The organism is Eubacterium sp. 3_1_31, from assembly GCF_964249515.1.
Lineage (GTDB): Bacteria > Bacillota_I > Bacilli_A > Erysipelotrichales > Erysipelotrichaceae > Longicatena > Longicatena caecimuris.
In genome coordinates, this window is record NZ_CAXUBY010000011.1 from 59,995 (window position 1) to 78,005 (window position 18,011).

17 protein-coding genes are annotated in these 18,011 nt (G+C 39.0%); 3 read left to right on the top strand and 14 right to left on the bottom strand.

Annotated elements, in window-relative coordinates:
- Positions 1 to 22: 22 nt before the first annotated feature.
- Positions 23 to 1,297 carry a cation:proton antiporter gene (locus ACESSZ_RS06530; RefSeq protein ID WP_008687665.1) on the bottom strand — a complete coding sequence of 425 codons (1,275 nt, stop codon included), beginning with the start codon at positions 1,295 to 1,297 and terminating at the stop codon, positions 23 to 25.
- Positions 1,298 to 1,480: 183 nt separating this feature from the next.
- Positions 1,481 to 2,425: an RluA family pseudouridine synthase gene (locus tag ACESSZ_RS06535; RefSeq protein ID WP_008687662.1), complete on the bottom strand. Its 945-nt coding sequence runs from the start codon at positions 2,423 to 2,425 to the stop codon at positions 1,481 to 1,483.
- 164 nt (positions 2,426 to 2,589) lie between these two features.
- On the opposite strand from ACESSZ_RS06535, the gene ACESSZ_RS06540 reads away from it, so the two are divergent.
- On the top strand, positions 2,590 to 4,914 hold the full coding sequence (locus ACESSZ_RS06540) for an ATP-dependent DNA helicase (RefSeq protein ID WP_008687658.1): 2,325 nt from the start codon (positions 2,590 to 2,592) through the stop codon (positions 4,912 to 4,914).
- Positions 4,915 to 4,926: 12 nt separating this feature from the next.
- A complete protein-coding gene (locus ACESSZ_RS06545) occupies positions 4,927 to 5,712 on the top strand; it encodes a YdcF family protein (RefSeq protein ID WP_008687656.1) in 786 nt (261 codons plus the stop codon).
- Positions 5,713 to 5,753: 41 nt separating this feature from the next.
- Here ACESSZ_RS06545 and ACESSZ_RS06550 read toward each other — a convergent pair whose 3' ends face one another.
- The 4 genes from ACESSZ_RS06550 to ACESSZ_RS06565 form a co-directional block, all read right to left on the bottom strand.
- Positions 5,754 to 6,395: an HAD family hydrolase gene (locus ACESSZ_RS06550; protein WP_008687654.1), complete on the bottom strand. Its 642-nt coding sequence runs from the start codon at positions 6,393 to 6,395 to the stop codon at positions 5,754 to 5,756.
- 151 nt (positions 6,396 to 6,546) lie between these two features.
- Positions 6,547 to 6,939, bottom strand: a complete 393-nt coding sequence (locus ACESSZ_RS06555) for a hypothetical protein (RefSeq protein WP_128125080.1) — start codon at positions 6,937 to 6,939, stop codon at positions 6,547 to 6,549.
- 235 nt (positions 6,940 to 7,174) lie between these two features.
- The gene (locus ACESSZ_RS06560) at positions 7,175 to 7,963 is read right to left on the bottom strand and encodes a polysaccharide deacetylase family protein (RefSeq protein WP_008687650.1); all 789 of its coding nucleotides are present in this window, start codon (positions 7,961 to 7,963) and stop codon (positions 7,175 to 7,177) included.
- A complete protein-coding gene (locus ACESSZ_RS06565) occupies positions 7,960 to 9,369 on the bottom strand; it encodes an aldehyde dehydrogenase (RefSeq protein ID WP_226896975.1) in 1,410 nt (469 codons plus the stop codon). Before ACESSZ_RS06565 ends, ACESSZ_RS06560 begins: the two co-directional genes overlap by 4 nt.
- 172 nt (positions 9,370 to 9,541) lie before the next feature.
- Here ACESSZ_RS06565 and ACESSZ_RS06570 point away from each other — a divergent pair, with 172 nt between their 5' ends.
- The gene (locus ACESSZ_RS06570; protein WP_008687646.1) at positions 9,542 to 11,056 is read left to right on the top strand and encodes a 4Fe-4S dicluster domain-containing protein; all 1,515 of its coding nucleotides are present in this window, start codon (positions 9,542 to 9,544) and stop codon (positions 11,054 to 11,056) included.
- A 281-nt stretch (positions 11,057 to 11,337) separates the two neighbouring features.
- Here ACESSZ_RS06570 and ACESSZ_RS06575 read toward each other — a convergent pair whose 3' ends face one another.
- From ACESSZ_RS06575 to ACESSZ_RS06610, 8 genes are all read right to left on the bottom strand, one after another.
- On the bottom strand, positions 11,338 to 12,237 hold the full coding sequence (locus ACESSZ_RS06575; RefSeq protein WP_008687644.1) for a cation diffusion facilitator family transporter: 900 nt from the start codon (positions 12,235 to 12,237) through the stop codon (positions 11,338 to 11,340).
- A gap of 343 nt (positions 12,238 to 12,580) precedes the next feature.
- Entirely contained in the window at positions 12,581 to 13,243 is a 663-nt protein-coding gene (locus tag ACESSZ_RS06580; protein ID WP_008687642.1) for a DUF4867 family protein, read from the bottom strand.
- Positions 13,185 to 14,591, bottom strand: coding sequence for an MATE family efflux transporter (locus tag ACESSZ_RS06585; protein WP_008687641.1), 1,407 nt, complete (start codon positions 14,589 to 14,591; stop codon positions 13,185 to 13,187). Before ACESSZ_RS06585 ends, ACESSZ_RS06580 begins: the two co-directional genes overlap by 59 nt.
- Before the next feature lie 127 nt (positions 14,592 to 14,718).
- Positions 14,719 to 15,366, bottom strand: a complete 648-nt coding sequence (deoC, locus tag ACESSZ_RS06590) for a deoxyribose-phosphate aldolase (protein ID WP_008687638.1) — start codon at positions 15,364 to 15,366, stop codon at positions 14,719 to 14,721.
- A gap of 36 nt (positions 15,367 to 15,402) precedes the next feature.
- Positions 15,403 to 16,242, bottom strand: a complete 840-nt coding sequence (locus ACESSZ_RS06595) for a PTS system mannose/fructose/sorbose family transporter subunit IID (RefSeq protein ID WP_008687637.1) — start codon at positions 16,240 to 16,242, stop codon at positions 15,403 to 15,405.
- Entirely contained in the window at positions 16,229 to 17,002 is a 774-nt protein-coding gene (locus ACESSZ_RS06600; RefSeq protein WP_008687636.1) for a PTS mannose/fructose/sorbose/N-acetylgalactosamine transporter subunit IIC, read from the bottom strand. Before ACESSZ_RS06600 ends, ACESSZ_RS06595 begins: the two co-directional genes overlap by 14 nt.
- A gap of 18 nt (positions 17,003 to 17,020) precedes the next feature.
- Positions 17,021 to 17,494 carry a PTS sugar transporter subunit IIB gene (locus tag ACESSZ_RS06605; protein ID WP_008687635.1) on the bottom strand — a complete coding sequence of 158 codons (474 nt, stop codon included), beginning with the start codon at positions 17,492 to 17,494 and terminating at the stop codon, positions 17,021 to 17,023.
- 14 nt (positions 17,495 to 17,508) lie between these two features.
- Positions 17,509 to 17,928, bottom strand: coding sequence for a PTS sugar transporter subunit IIA (locus tag ACESSZ_RS06610; RefSeq protein ID WP_008687634.1), 420 nt, complete (start codon positions 17,926 to 17,928; stop codon positions 17,509 to 17,511).
- Positions 17,929 to 18,011 lie beyond the last annotated feature (83 nt).

Consider the following 18,011-nt stretch of genomic DNA (forward strand, 5'->3'; position numbering starts at 1 on the left):
CAGATAACTGATACAAGCTGTATTAGGCAGCACTGCGCTTTTTCTTTTGTTCTAAAATTTCCATATTCTTTCGTTCGTTATTTTCAACTTCACTATAATCTTCAATCAATGCACTATCCGTATAAACATCTGGATCATTGATACGATCTTTAAAGACAAATTTCAATAGGATTGGCGTGACAATTGTCGTAAAGACAACCATGATGATGATCGGACCAAAGAATTGATCATTCATCAATCCAACAGCCATCCCCTTGCTGGCAACAATTAAGGCGACTTCTCCACGCGAAATCATACCGACACCAATACGAGCCGATTGAATTGTCTGATAACCACAAAGTTTTGCACCAAGGCCACATCCCAAAATCTTGCTGAGGACAGAAATAACTAATAATAGCACAGAGAAAATTAAAATACTTGTCGTCATCTCTGGCAGAACAAATTTTAAACCGATACTAGCAAAGAAAACCGGTGAAATAAGCAGATAGCTTAAAGTTTCTATACGCATCTTCACATAAGAAGAACGACTCGTTCCGGAAATGATCAATCCGGCAATAAAGGCTCCCGTGATATCAGCGACACCGAAGAATTCTTCTGCGCAGTAAGCAAACAATAAGCAGAAAGCAAAAGATAGGATAGAAAAACGACGGTGTACTTTTTCATAACGATCAAACCATTTTTCAATCAGTTTATGAGCTGCTAAACCAATCACCATGCTGACCGCAAAGAAAGCAACAATTTTAATCATGACTGTCGTTAAATCAACAGATGTATCTGCCATACCAGTAATTAAGGTCAACGCGATAATTCCTAATACGTCATCAATCAAAGCAGCTCCTAGGATGGCATTTCCACTAGGTGTTGATAATTTCCCCATTTCTTTTAAGGTTTCCACACTGATGGATACCGAAGTTGCTGTCAAGATAACACCGATAAACATGTTTTCCAAAAATGCTTTATCGCCACTGTTATAGAAAGAAGCCAGTAAATAACCGCCGATCAATGGTATTAATACACCAATCAAGGCAATCACAAAACTCTTTCCGCCACTTTTCTTAAGTTCATTGATATCCGTTTCCAACCCGGCTGAAAACATTAAGACGATCACACCGATTTCAGCAATATGATCAATGAATTGCGATTCATGAACAATTTTCAAAAAGCCTGGGCCCAACACGATACCGGCCATCAAAGCACCGACAACCTGTGGCATCTCTATACGTTTTGTCACAAGTCCCAATACTTTGGTAAAAATTAAAATTAAGGCAATATCTAATAAATATCCATAAGATTCCATAACGATTCTCCTCTTTTTACCACCCGAATATTATACACTACAACAATGAAAAAGCAAGTTATATTTTTACATCTTTTCTCTTATGCGTATTTGTATAAAAAAGTATGTTCGTATCGAAAGCGTCTACATATTTGTAAAGGCGCATCCATCAAAAAAACATTCCTTTTCGTGATTGTTTTTTCCTTATTGTTCTAATAGTTCATAGCGTGCTTTGATATGGTGATGGATAAGCGTAAAGGTTTGTTGAGAAATGGCAGATAAAAGATCATCATCAAAATTAAAGTGGACTTTATAAGCGCATAATGCTTGAAAATCCTTACGCTGATTCTTTTGGGCGCCATATTTCACATCCCCAAATAAAGGATGATGAAGATATGCCATTACCGCGCGTATCTGATGACTTTTTCCCGTATGCAATTGCACTTCCACATACGCATATCGCTTTCCTTGATGCAATGTGCGATAGCTGGTTTCTATGCGTTGACTGTTCTTTTGTTCATGGGCATACAAATGAACCTTGTTGCTTTTTGCATCCTTTTTATGCCAAAGTACCACATGCCCTGTCTTTTGCTCCATAACACCTTCAACAATACATACATAATGTTTTTCAACTTTATGTTCGCGAATATAGGCATTCATACGCCGCAATGCTTCCGCTGTCTTCGCTCCTATGACAATTCCTTCCGTATTGCGATCTAAGCGATGACATAGAGCCGGTGTAAAACTTTGTCTTGTTTGTGGATCATACTGTCCTTTCTTATATAAGTAATGTAAGAAGCGATCTGCCAGATTATCTTGTATTTCATTGCTATCTTTATGTGTCAATAAGCCGCTCGGTTTTTTCATTAAAATGACATTTGCATCCTCATAAAGAACATCCAATTCGCTGCTAACCTTTAAAAAGGAGCAATCTTCTCCTGTTTCAAAAAATTCTTCTGCAATAAAACATAATACGTGATCTCCTGGCAGCAGACGCTGCGCGATTTCGCAACGTTTTCGATTTACTTTTATTTTCTTATTTCTTATATATTTATACATCAAACTTTTAGGCAATGCTGGCAACGTCTTTTGCAGAAATTTATCCACACGCTGGTTGGCATCATCCTCTTGGATAATAAATTCACGCATGTTGCTTCCTCCTTGTATCCCTATGCTGATGGCTCATTGCTAGTAAGTACGAAGAAAAAATCTTATTACTTACAGACTCCTTAATTATACATGACGATTTCCAACTTTCCATTGTAAATTTTCGTTTTTCTAGTAAAATGAACTATACAAAAGGATGTGAAGGTATGCAATATCGTCTTTCAGTCAGAGAACTGGTTGAGTTTTTATTTCAAAGCGGTGATTTAGTCTATAGTGGTCAAAGTGTCGAAAGAGCGAATTTAGGCAGTCGAATTCATCGCATGTTGCAATCACAGGCCACAGGTGATTATCAAAGTGAAGTTTATCTGAAACAGGAGACGATCATCGAAGATGTGACCTTTGTGATTGATGGCAGAGCCGATGGCATTTTAAAGGACGAACATGGTATCACTATTGAAGAAATCAAGACGACTGCTCTTCCCCATGATGAAATAAATGACTCTTGTTTTGTGCATTGGGCTCAGGCATATTGTTATGGCTACTTGTATGCCATGCAACATGCGTGTGAACAGCTTACCATTCAATTAACCTATTATCAGATTGAAACAAAACAAATCTTCACATTTCAACAAGTAAAAACACAGGAACAGTTGACCGCCTTTTACCTCGATTGTCTAAAACAACATTTACGCTGGGCACGTCTTTCCCAAAATATTCGTATTGCTTCTTCCACTACCTTAAAAAAACTAACATTTCCTTTTACTTCCTATCGCAAAGGACAACGTCAGTTTGCCGTAGCTGTATATAAAACGATTTTAGATAAACAAAATCTGTTTGCTCAAGCTCCTACCGGTATAGGGAAAACCATTTCTACAATATTCCCCTCTTTAAAAGCCATTGGAGAAGGAAAGGCCGAAAAGCTTTTTTATCTCTGTGCGAAAAACATCACGGCAAGTGTTGCCTATGATACAATTGCGTTATTACAAAAGCAAGATGTATCGTTTAAAACGGTCTGCATTACGGCTAAAGATAAAATCTGTTTACTGGAAGAACGTAATTGTGACCCTAAAGTTTGTCCTTATGCCAAAGGCTATTATGACCGAAATAAAAATGCTTTGTATGAGCTTTTAAGTGGTGAAGACTTCATGAATAAAGAAGTGATTGTACATATGGCTAAGCAGCATGATATCTGTCCTTTTGAATTGAGTCTTGATGCCAGCCTGTATGCAGATGTGATTATCTGTGATTATAATTATGTTTTTGATCCTCATGTCTATTTAAAACGTTTTTTTATGGAAAAAGGCAATTATATCTTTTTAGTAGATGAAGCTCATAATCTGATTGACCGTGGTCGCGAAATGTATAGTGCTGTCTTGGAAAAAGAGCAGTTTCTTTCCATACGCAAAAAGATTCCTAAGGATGCGGTGTTGCTTCATAAGGCACTGCAAGCTGTCTTAAGTGAATTTGCAAAGCTGAAAAAGTGTTGTGAATATAGTGATTTCTTTGCGGATGAAGAACCCTGTTTGCCTTTTCTGGAAAAGTTAGAAAGTTTTTCTGAGCATTGTGATGCTTATCTGCAAAGTGAGCATGAAGAAAGCCACGATGATGAACTCAAGGATGTTTATTTCGCAGTAAATGCTTATATCCGTATCGCTGATTATTATGATGAGCATTTTGTGACCCTAATACAAAAGGATGCAAATAATGTCATCGTCAAACAATTTTGCATGAATCCCCGCCATCCTTTACAAAACATCATGAAAAAAGGACGCAGTACAATCTTATTTTCAGCAACGCTGTCACCTATTGATTATTATCTGGAGCTTTTAGGCGGTGATGAAAAGACTCCTCGTCTTTCCTTGCCTTCACCTTTTGCAAAACAACAGATCAAAGTCATCATCAATAATGCCATTTCGACAAAATACCGTAATCGCAGTCATAGTCTTATCGCCATAGTGGAAATGATTCACGCATGTGTGCTTGCAAAAGCCGGTAATTACATTGTCTTTTGCCCAAGTTATGCATATTTACAACAGATTGCCGAAGAATTTGCGAATCAATATCCGGATATTGCCATTTCCATACAGGATGGCAATATGAATGATGAACAAAAACAAGCGTATCTAAAGCAGTTTGAAGAAATGGATGGTTTGCATGTCGCTTTTTGTGTATTAGGTGGCATGTTTGCGGAAGGCATTGATTTAAAAGGTGATCGTCTGATTGGTGCTATCATCATCGGTGTCGGTCTTCCCAAACTTCATCCTCAGCTAGATCTGATCAAAGCGCATTTTGATGAAATTAATCAAATGGGCTATGCCTATGCCTATCAATTTCCCGGTATGAACAAAGTTCTACAAGCAGCCGGCCGTGTCATACGTTCCCTTTCTGATAAAGGGATGGTCGCTTTCATTGACGAACGTTTTACCACACGGTTTTATCGCAATTTATTACCGATACAGTATGCGCATTATGAAATTATTAATGAGCCTCAACGCGTATATACTGTTCTATCCTCTTTTTGGCAGGAATAAGGAGATTATCTCATGAAACCAAATAATCATTTTGTTCTTTCGCTCGTATGCATGGCATTAGGTGGCTTATGTATAGGGTATTATAGTTATTTATGCATTGTTTATGGTATCAATGAAATTGTTTTTTCCTGGGTCTTTTTACTTGGTGGGATGTTGTTACTTATCATAGGAATGATGACCTATAAAAGGAAAAAACATATCTTTTCATATCTGCCTATCCCCTTACGCCGCATAGTATACTTGTGCACTACTATCATAATTATCCTATTTTTGGGATTACAATCCTGCATCCTCTATCAAGGTATGCACACGGATAAACAACAAGGTGATGCTGCTATCATCTTAGGGGCGCAGTTGCATGGTTCTTCGATTTCTCGCTTACTTCGTTATCGTTTGGAACGAGGTATCCAGTTTGCTGAGGAATATCCAAATACCTATCTGATAGTAAGCGGTGGCAAAGGGCAAGCGGAAACTTGCAGTGAAGCCAGTGCCATGAAACAGTATCTGATTCAGCATGGTGTAGCAGAATCACGTATCTTAATGGAAGATGCTTCTATGAATACACAGGAAAACTTAGCTTTCTCAAAAGTGCTTATGAAGAAATACCATATAAAAAGTGCTTCCATCATCACCAATGATTTCCATATGTTTCGTGCCGGTTTCATCGCAACTTCTTTAGGTTTGTCTTATCATAATTACCCTGCTCGCAGTGATCTTGATCTGGCACCCAATTTTTACTTTAGGGAATTTTTTGGTTCTGTTAAAGATATCACCTTATCAATAATCAAAAGATGCTAACATCGTCATAAAAAGGAAAGCGAACGCTTTCCTTTTTGATCCTATAATAACTGAGCAAATTCCTTTATATTGCCAACCACACGTCGGCCTGTCTTTGTAAGCTTATCTCTGTGTTCATGTCCATTCGCTATCAAGATACAATGACATCCGGCATATTTTGCCACTTCACTGTCATGTACACTGTCACCGACAAATACAACTTCATTTGGATTTAACTGGCGTTCTTTTACAAAGGCTTTCGCCAATTCTGCTTTGGAATGAGCATGAATGTTATCTAAGCCTTGAATATCCTGAAAATAATTAGAAATGTCATAAACAGCAAGCTGTTGTTTTAGAAACTGCAGATCACTGGCGCTCAACAAGTATTGGCGATAACCCTTTTGTTCTGCTTTTTCCAAGGTTTCTTCTACCCCAGTATGCAAGGAACATTGTAAAGAATGAGGCTGATAATATGCCATATATTGTTGTGCCAAGATGGGAAATGGTGTTTTGGCAAAGTCGAAACCAACTTTTTTATAATATTCAATGACAGGAAACTGAAAGTATTTACGATATTCATCTTTATCCAGGACAAGCGGCAATTGTTCTTTCGTTAAGATGCTGTTTAATGCATCCATGCTGACATCTAGATCATCCAATAAGGTACCATTCCAATCCCAAATAATATGTTTCATATGCAGCATTTGTATCCACCTCCTGTATAATTTTCATCATTATATACTATCTTATGTATTTTTGCAAAAGTTATTACGCTGAATCCACAGGAGAAAAGAACCTTTCTTTAAGAAAGGTCCTCATCAAAAAGATAATTGGATGGATTGCCAATAGGATGGATTAGTCTTCGTACTCCCAACGATCTTCATTCATCATGTCTGTATCATACTGGCCTTCTTCATAGCCACGTTCAAAACCTTGCTCATCTTCACGCATACGACAGTTTCTCATACACTGGCGATATTGTGCACGGCAGCGGTCTTCACAACTTGGGCGTGGAGGGCATGGACGTGGTGGACAAGGTCTAGGTGGACATGGGCGTGGTGGGCATGGTCTTGGTGGGCATGGACGTGGCGGACAAGGTCGCTGACAGCCACAGTTACAATTGTTATGACAGCCGCAGCTGTGATTGCCCGAATTACCACAGCCAGAGCCTGGGCGATACGTGTTTGCACATGAGCAGCGAGAACGTTCTTGAACATTATGATTGCTGCAATTTGACTGATTTACCATGATTCTTTCTCCATTGCGGTTACAGTTCGATGAATTGTTACAGCTGCAGGAGTTGTTGCAGTTTGCATGATACATATAGTTAGTTCCTCCTTTTTCACTGAGATTTCCTTCATCTCAATCCACTATATGCATTCACCCTCATGGGCTTCTAGGCATATCATTCAACTGAATAGGAAAAAGTTGATGTTTTCTTAATAAAGACATCAACTTTCCCACGATAACGTATTCTCTTTGCTTATTGTGAAACCATCTGATAAAACACATCCAGCTTCGTATATGCATTCACATTAAATCTTGGTAATGCATAAGGATCATCCTGTCTACTGGCTTTTCTATTTTCGTTAAATCCAAATGCCAACTTCGTACCATGTTGTTTTAATACCTCCTGTATCAAAGGATTATATTTTCCATATGGATAAGCATAAAATTCTGTTGATACAAGCGATGCTTCTTTTTGCGTATCTATTTGCAATGCTTCTTTCGTCAATTGATGAACACGAAAGCCTCCATCCTTATGATGAAGATCAAAGGAATGCGCATAAAAAGACAACTTTTTTGCATGTTGCATATCTGCTAAGGTTGCATGCTGACGTTTATTGGGTTTATATTCGCTGCGATTCGCCTCAATTTGTGAGCCAATCACAAAAACACTTCCCTGAAATCCATATTTTTCTAAAATTGGCTGTGCATATTTAATCGAGGAATAAAATCCATCATCAAAAGTGATGACAACGCTTTTTTCATCTAACTCTTTTCGTCCCATACGCCATTCATAAACATCCTGTAAACTAACACTATGATATCCCTTTTCCTTTAACAACTTCATCTGTGCTTCAAAGGAAGACAATGAATTCACCCACATATTTCCTTTAAAATACGCTTCTTTATCCTTATCCTCGACAATGTGATGATAGCCTAAAATAGTGATTTGTTCACTTGGCAAGCTTTTTACATACACAACCTGCAAACCATAAGCAAGCAAAAGGGTCATCACGACTAGCATGGTTTTTCTTCTCATTTTCATCGTAAAAACATCCTCACGATCGTTTCTTTCGTTTTCGTATATGGGTGATAGCGCATAGGAAGATCTAACCATGTCGCCTTTTTTACGATACTGCGGAAATGAGAAAATGTTTTAAAGGATTCATATCCATGATAACTCCCCATCCCACTTTGTCCTACACCGCCAAAGCCCATCTGACTGGTTGCCAGATGAATAATGGTATCATTGATACAACCGCCGCCAAAGCTCAACGTATGCAAAATGCGCTGTTCTACTGCTTTTCTGCTCGTGAATAAATACAAAGCCAGCGGACGTTCTTGTGCTTGTATGAACGTTATGACCTCATCAAGATCATCATAAGGTAAAATTGGCAAAAGCGGTCCAAAAATTTCTTCCTGCATGATAGCAGAAGTCAAGGAAACATTTTCTAACACAGTCGGTGCAATCTGTAAGGTTTCTTCCCGCAACTGCCCACCAATACATATATCACCACTCTGCATAAGCTGGCGTAGACGCGTAAAATGTTTTTTATTGATAATTGCTGGATAATGGGGATTGGCTAATACATCCTCACCGAAGAAAGATTGCAATTCCTGTTGCAAATAGGCAAGAAAAGCTTGACGTATCGAAGAATGTACAAACACATGATCAACGGCTACACAGGTTTGCCCGGCATTAAGAAATTTGCCAAAGGCAATACGACGTGCGGCGATGCGTAAATCTGCACTTTCATCAACGATACAAGGACTTTTCCCTCCTAATTCTAATGTGATTGGTGTAAGATATCGACTAGCTTTCTCCATCACCATTTTACCAACCGTTACTCCGCCAGTAAAAAAGATGTAATCAAACCGTTGTTCCAATAGTTCATTATTTTCCTTGCGGCCACCTTCTACAACGGCAACATACTCCTCTTCAAAGCATTCCCTTAGGATCTTCGCCAAGACTGCACTACACGCTTTGGCATATGCGCTGGGCTTTAAGATCACCGTATTACCAGCAGCCAATGCCCCAATCAATGGTTCCATACATAATTGAAAAGGATAATTCCAAGGTGCCATGATCAACACTACTCCATAAGGTTCTGCAGATTGAAAGCTTTTAGCGGGAAATTGGGCAAGAGGTGTACGCACTTTTTTAGGTTTTGCCCATTGTTCAAAATGTCGCAGTTGCATGCGTAATTCTGCCAACACCATTCCGGTTTCACTCATATAAGATTCCATTGTTGCCTTATGCAAATCTTCATACAAAGCTTCATGAATAGCCGTTTCATTTCTTTTGATACATGCCTGCAGCCGCTGTAATGCCTGTTTACGTTTTATCAAAGAGCGCGTATTTCCTTTTTGATAATATGCTCTTTGCCGCTGTACTAGTTCTTTGATTTCCATAGGGTTTCCTTTCTCAAGCTTTTTCCATAAGCCTTGTATTACGTTACGATGTTGATTTACATTTTTCGTTTAATGATTTCTATCTTTCTTTTATTTCATCCTTATCATGATAATGCAATTCCTGCATAACGACAAGTAAAAGGGTTGAAATTCTGAAATTATACTTACAAATACTGGTAAATACAGTATAATGGAGACGAGGTGATACATAATGAGAGGTATTTATAATTCGGTAACGGATATACGAAGAAAGGTCTTCACTGAAATTGCCCGATTGGCATATGAAGGTGGAGATTATGCCACTGAAATTGAAAAGCTTCCTTTTAAGATCTTACCAGGAGAACAAGCAAAGTATCGAGAAAGTATCTTTTTAGAACGTGCCATTGTTGGGGAACGTCTGCGCTTAGGAATTGGGTTGCCATTACGTAAAATGGATGAGCATGCACCCTTAAGCGATGGTATTGAAGAAAGTGCGATCGCTGAGAAATATTATGATGATCCTTTGATCAACATCATTAAATTTGCCTGCAATGCCTGCCCGGAAAAGCAGATTGTTGTCACGGATACCTGTCAAGGGTGTTTAGCACATCCTTGTAAAGAAGTTTGTCCGAAAGATGCCATCAGTATTATTAATGGTAAATCTGTCATTGATCAGGATAAATGTATCAAATGCGGCCGCTGTATGGATGTATGTCCTTATGGTGCTATTAACAAGTTGGAACGTCCTTGTGCCAGAAGTTGTGGCATGGATGCCATAAAAAGTGATGAATTCGGAAGAGCTGAAATTGATCATGAGAAATGTGTTTCTTGCGGTATGTGTTTAGTCAATTGCCCATTTGGCGCGATTGTTGATAAAGGACAGATCTTTCAGACGATTCATGCGATGAAAAGCGGAAAAGAGGTTATTGCGGCAATTGCCCCGGCCTTTGTTGGACAATTTGGGGCAAGCGTGACACCTGAAAAAGTAAAAGGGGCCTTAAAAGCGTTGGGTTTTGCGGATGTTGTAGAAGTAGCCATCGGCGCCGATTTATGTACGGTTGAAGAGGCTGAAGACTTCTTAAACAAAGTGCCTGAACAACAGCCATTTATGGCAACATCCTGTTGCCCTGCCTGGTCAGTCATGGCGAAAAAGCTTTTCCCTGATTTTAAGCCTTATATTTCTATGGCCTTAACGCCGATGGTCTTAACCGGTCGTTTGATTAAAAAGCAAAAACCGGATGCAAAAGTCGTTTTTATCGGCCCTTGTGCTGCCAAGAAACTAGAAGCCAGTCGCAAAAGTGTACGCAGTGATATCGATTTTGTCTTAACCTTTGAAGAAGTCATGGGTATGTTTGAAGCCAAAGGCATTGTTTTAGAACAAGCCATGGTAGATGAGCCATTTGCCGAAGGAACTGCGAATGGACGTGGCTTTGCCGTTAGCGGCGGTGTTGCCAATGCGGTGAAACAATGTATTCAAAAAGAACATCCGGATAAAGAAGTATTAATTGATTCGGCTGAAGGTTTAAAGAATTGTAAAACGATGCTCATGATGGCAAAAGCCGGTAAACGCAATGGCTACCTGTTAGAAGGAATGGCATGTCCCGGCGGTTGTGTTGCTGGTGCGGGAACTTTACAGCCTGTAATGAAATCCAGCGCATTGGTAAAGAAATATACGAATGAAGCTGAAAAGAAGCTTGCTTTTGAAAGTGAGTATCTGGAGAACTTAGCATTGATCACAAAAGAATAATGTGATAAAAACATTTGCATATACAACCTTATGGAACAAAGAGGTGAAGAATAAGAAACACCTCTTTATTTATAAGGTAACGACATATGCGTGTAGATCACATATAAGAGTACATGAACCCATAGATAACATTACCAAATAAAAATAAATACGATTTTCGATAGGCGTTATAGCACTATCCTAAGAAAATCGTATTTTCTTTATTTACATCATATCCTCTTAACTGTATCTAACCGCGTAAATCGATCACTTGTATTCCATATGACTATCGTTAATGCGTTTTATTTTATGATCAAATCCGGAGATATTTGTACATCTACCCCTTCATAGCGATCATGCAACCCCTTTTCGATGCGTAGCTTTAGCTGTTCCAATTGCGCCACATTCAACATATTGGAATGCGAGCGAATATAAATTTCAATCCACAATTTACGTCCTGTCTGAATAACATCATAAAATGTAATTTCATATGCATAATCATCAAACAACTCTTGAGCACACTGTTTGATTTCTTCCATGACCTCTTCTTCAGGAGCAAATAAAACAAGATTCTTTAATGATTCTTGAATCAGATGGAAAGGCTGCGGTAACATGATCAGCGCAATAATAATGGCAATGATCTGATCTATATAAGGGGAAAGCCAGTAAAGTGGTGAGTTGTCCAATAAGGAGCCAAGGAAAAAAGCCAATCCGACACCAATACTGCTAAAAACATCCAATTTCCAGCCAAGGATTTCGGCTTCTACTAAAGGTGCCTGCACTTGTTTATGCATACGTGTTAAAAGCCATAACACAATGGCACTGATCATTGCCAATCCAAATTCGAAATATCCAATCAATTGCTGATCGATCGTGTTTCCACCATGTAATAGCATTTGCACATTCGCTAAGATCAATCCAATTGTAACAGCAATCAACAGTAAACCTTTCCCAAGAATCAGTAAGCTTTCAACTTGAGCATAGCCAAATGGTTTCCGTTCACTGACCGGTTTATAAAATAAAGGAATTAAAAAGATAATTAAGCCAAGGACAATCGCCTCTGCAAAATCATAAATACTATCCATCAACACTGCCTGTGAATTGGCATACAATGCCATCATGATTTCTAATACCGAAAATAAGATACCTGCATAAACAGGCAGTTTCATCATTTGTTTCTCTGTTTTCATTTTTTTATTCATTATCATCAACCCGCCTTTTTCGTAAATGAAAAACACGGATAAGGTACAAGAATCGTTTTTTCTTATATTGAAACAAGAAAAAGTCTAAAAACTAATTGCGTGTATCGTAATAGCTTTCAGACTTCTTCTTGAATTTTTATGAATATACATTAGCAAATATCATCCTTAGATGGCTTATGATTGTATTCACGCATTACAAAAACACACATGTATTCTCTGCCCTTATCCTTTTTTGAATTATTTTACAAAAGGCCCGGGTTTCATATTTTGTTTCGTCGTATGTTTTCGTCTTTTGTCCATCTGGACACGCATGATTTCATCTCTCTTTCCTACATCTTCTCCTTTATTCTACAGGAAGTAACGATATCTGTAAAGGTTCTCCCAACAATCCGCCAACATTTCCCTCTTGGATCTTCTTTTGATTCTGCACATGTGCGATAAACCATTTATTGCGTTTTGTCAAAAGTTCTCCTTTTCGATAAGAAATCGGTGTATTTGTTTTATCTAAGAGGATCACAATTGTGGAAAACCCTTTTTGATCTGCCGAAAATGGGCAATAATGCAAAGTACCTTCAAACAACTCTATGACACTGCCTTTGGGTACATAAAATACTTCCAATGCCTCCTTATCAATACCAGGTGCCTGAAAGTCTTCCTTTCGTCCTAACGCTAAGACACAATCGGTAATGGCCATATTCACCTCAGATCCTATATGGTATTCCAGCCCCAGTAAGGTCGTATTATGTCCATGACAGATGCCTACTTCAATTGCCATTTCAGCAAAAATACGATGGGCGATTTCAGCTACACAAGCAAAAGGATGTAACGCCGCAATATCAGCAATATATGCATTCCCGCTAGTTGGTATCGGATACTGTTTTTCTGCTTCTTGTAACAAAGCATCCACATCCAAGTGGATGAGCTTTCCATAGCGTGAAAATGCTGCATCATTCACATTTTTGATACATACTTGTGGATTTCTTTTCTGTAATATTTCTTGTTTCATGTAAGTCATGCTTCCTTTCCGTTAAATTCTTTAACCACGTTTCTTTTCGATAAAACCAAGTAGCAATAAAAATTTTAAAAATACTGCTGCCTTCTACGATTGCAAACATCCATAGCATAGGGATATGCAGTACACGTGCGCACAGCGTTGATAAGAGTAAGGGTCCAAAGCAAGTAAATAAGCCATCAATACACAAGACGGAACGCGTATCTCCACCGGCTCGTAAAATATAATAAATGGTTTCTGAATAGCCTTGTGTCCAAGTAATACAAGCCTTGATCATTAAAAGCTGCATCGCCATATGCCGACTCTCTCCTTGTAACGAAAACAGAAAAGGTGCTATCGGACTGGTGCATAAGACCAAAGCACACCCAATGATATAAATGGATAAACCGATCCGTATCATCTTTTTGGCATCCAATTTGGCCTGCTTTAGCTTGCCTGCCCCTAAATCATTGCCAATGACGACACCCGTCACCGCACTGCAGCCGCTAAAGGCTACATAAATCATGCTAGCAATCGTATCAACTACGGTTAAGGCAGGTATATAGCGTTCATCTACAGCACAATAATTCATAAAGATAAAGGATAATCCTAATGACCAAATAAATTCATTGCAAACAAGTGGAATTGCCCGCTGGGCAATCTTGTATTTCTCCCTTAAAGAAAAACGAGTATAGGCAGTTAACAAATAAAATTCACTTTCTTTACGTAAAGCAACAGCACATAAGAAAAGTGCTTCTACAATGCGTGAACATAAGGTCGCAATACCGGCTCCTGCTACACCAAGGGATGGAAAACCAAAATGTCCAAAAATCAAGGCATAATTCAAGGCGATATTCAAAAGGAAGGATAGACAACCGGCATACATAGGAATACGCGGCTGGGCAATCACACGATAGCCAACGCCCAACATCTGTGCTAATGCATAAGGAAGATAAGAGAATACCACAATGCCATTATACACATTGCCCAATCTGATCAACACCTCATTTTTCACAAAAAGCGACATGATGAAGGAAGGAAATACAAGTAAAATAACCATAAAAATAATGGCTGTATATACGCACAAGCGCAAGCCAAAACGCAATGTGCGATTTTCATTTTCTTTCTGCAATGCCCCATGATATTGCGAGATAAACAGTCCTACACCATTGCTTAACCCAAAGATTACCAGGTTATAGATAAAGAAATATTTATTAGCTACACTGACAGCACTGATTGCATCTTCACTGAAAGCTCCTAACATGATCGTATCACTCATCGCTAATAAGTGTGCTAAAAGTTGTTGCAAGATGACCGGCAATGCCAGTCCCATAAAATAACGTAAAAAACTTCTCTGCTGCATGTCCACCTCCTTGAATACTCTCATTTATCCTAATATCAAGTATAAACGCTTAAACATGCGTGTATATTTGATGAAAAGCTTATAAGAAAAGAGGCAATCATCAAAGGACGTTTACCTCTATTCTGCTTTATGCTTGTTTCTCCCCTTCACAAATGGCAATTCCTGCACTTGCCCCCAATGCCGATGCGCCGGCATCAATCAATGCTTTTGCCTCTTCATATGTGTGAATACCGCCGGCTGCTTTGATACGTACCTCATCTTTTAAGATTTTCTTCATCAATAAAACATCTTCTAACTTAGCTCCGCCAAAGCTCTTACCAGTAGATGTTTTTAAAAAGGCTGGTTTTACGCGCAATGCAATCTCGCATACCTTCTTTTTCGCATCCTCATCCAACTTACACATTTCAACAATTGCTTTATCGCAAATGCCATGTTTTCGACAGAAAGCCGTAATGGTCTTCATTTCTTTTTCAATATAAGCATAATCTCTTGTTTCGATAGCATGCTGATTTAAGACATAATCAATTTCCTTAAAGCCTTTCTCCGCATATGCCTGGAAACGTTTCATTTTTTCATCTAATGATAAGACACCTTCAGGAAAATCAATTGCTCCTGCGATGATGATGCCGCTATCCTTTAAATAAGCAACGGCTTCATCATAAGTGTCAATCTGCGCAAAGATACAGCGGAAATGATACTTTTTTGCTTTCTCTAAATACTGTTCGTAAGTATCATTTGGATCATCAATGTAATCAATATACGTATGTATATTCATATGTAACCGCCTTTCTATGCATCTTGCATGCATATATTATCCTAAGAAACCAAAATAAACACCAACAACACCAAGAATCATCGTGCCGAGAATGAGCCACATTGGATTGACTTTCTTTTTCAACAGCCAATAATAGATCCAAGTAGCAGATAAGCCTAGCATACCAGGCATGATGCCATCCAAAATCGTTTGTACGGTCTGTACATCTTCTCCGGAAACATTTGCCCCAATCTTCAACGGAATCGTCGCATAGAACATGTCTTTGCTCATGGCACCGATTACCATGATACCAACAATACCGGAAGCAAACATCACTTTTTCCATCAAACCGCTTTTCTCAGCATTCGCCAAGAAAGAGAAGCCTAATTCATAACCTTTCACTGCTCCGATGAAACGTACTAAGAAGGCTGGAATATTATAAATCAAGAAATAAGCAATTGGTCCCATGATGTTGCCGGTAGATGCTAATGAAATACCAACGGCAACGGCAATGACACGGATACAACCTAAGAAGATAGAATCACCGATACCACTTAATGGTCCCATTAAAGCAGCTTTGACAGAATCAACAGCAGCTCCTTCCAATTCCCCTTTCGCAACACGCTCTTCCATAGATACGGCAATACCGCCAACAAAAGGCGCAAGCTGTGGCGTGATATTAAAGAATGCCACATGTCTTGTTAAAGCCTCTGCATAACCTTCAGGATCATCTGCATAAATCTTTTTTAACATTGGGTTGATCATTAAACAGAATGCCAAATGCATTTGGCGAGGATAGTTCCAGGAATATTCCATTCCTAAGGCACCGATATTGCATGCTGAATGCAACAGGTCCTTTTTGGTAATCAGTTTTTCATCCGTATTAGAAGTCGTCATCATCACTTACCTCCTCAGCATTACCAGCCATCACTGGCCGATCTTCCAAAAAGCCAAATTTCTCTACGGCAATGATGACCGCAATGATAGCGACACCAAGTACCGGAATGTTGGCATAAGATGCCAAAACAAAACCTAAGAAGAAGAAAGGAATCAGCTTCTTGTTAATGATCATACGCATCAGCATCGCAAATCCCATTGCAGGAAGAATACCGGCTGCCACGCCCATGCCATCTAGTACAAATTGTGGAATAAAGTCTAACAAAGCCTGTACTTTATCAGCACCAACATAGAAAGCACCAAAGACCAACAGGAATTTATAGATGGTAGCAAATGCTCCCATAAGCCACTGCGTAAACATGATTTTCTTATCATTACCAGCCGCTGCACCATCATCGGCTATTTTCAAACAAACAGGTGTAATGGCGGAAACTAAATTTCCGATGCCCAAGGAAATTACGGCAATTGGCATAGCTAAAGCAACAGCAGCGTCAACACCTTTTCCCATTGAAATGGCAAATGCCGTCGCTAAGACACCGCCGATATTAACATCTGGTGGAATATAGGCACCTACAGAAATTGCCCCCATAAACAACAGCTCTAAGCTTGCCCCAATTTCAACTCCTGTTTTTACATCCCCTAAAACTAAACCTACTAATGGTCCTAAAACGATTGGTCTAAAGGTATATAATGTACCGAATGCATAATCCAAAGAACCCCATGCAGCAATCAGACCAATTAAGATAGCTTGTACTACCATGATTATTTCCTCCTCATTTTACTTTAAAACGTGGGCGACATTAAGTTTATTATCATCTACAAGTGCTCTGATTTCACACTCTACGCCTCGTTCCATCAATTCTTTCAAAATCGCTTTCTCTTCTTCTTCAAGGAAAACCTGTTTGCTGACTTGTGTTGTTGTCTTGCTTTCCTTGGTGTTTCCTAAATTGATACTGGTAATCGATGGACAACCATCCACAAGCTGTTTTGCTTCTTTAATGGTCTGAACAACAATAATCAGTTTGTATTTATCCGTTACTCCACTGTTAATAGCCGCTATGGAATCGGCCATATTTTTAATTACCAATTTCACTCCGCTAGGTTTCCCCAGCTTTAATGTGGTCTTCCATACATCATCATGTACTACGGTATCACTTGCTACCAAAATACAATTTGCGCCAACACCATTGGTCCAGGAAAAAGCCACCTGACCATGCAGTAAGCGATGATCAACGCGTACTAATTTAATCATGTTACATCACCTTTCTAGAAGTCTTCTTCTTCTTTTGCTGCGCTACGCAGCATATCGTTACAGTACTTTACGCGTGTATCTTCACTGTTCACGATATCATGGATCATCTTTTCCGTATCCTCTTCAACACTGAGAAACAACTGCATCAATAATGGCAGATTCATGCCGGTTATCAAATGCATATGGTTGCGATTTCTCAGCTGTTTCATGAATTCGTTGTTGACACTGCCGCCAAACACATCGCTGCATACGATTACTTCATCTTCAGGCGGAATCGCTGCTAAGGTTTCCTCTACTAAAGATGTGATATCGTTATTGCCTTCCACAAACGCCTGTACGATATGTATATTGGGCTGTTCGCCAATGATGATCTGAATGCTCTCATAGATTCCTTTCGAAAAACCTCCGTGTGATGCAAGTACATAATGTTTCATTTGTCAATCTTGTATTATTTAATTACCCAAGAAACAGGTAATTAAATAATATCTTCCTTTCTTGGGAATTCATTAAGCTATAT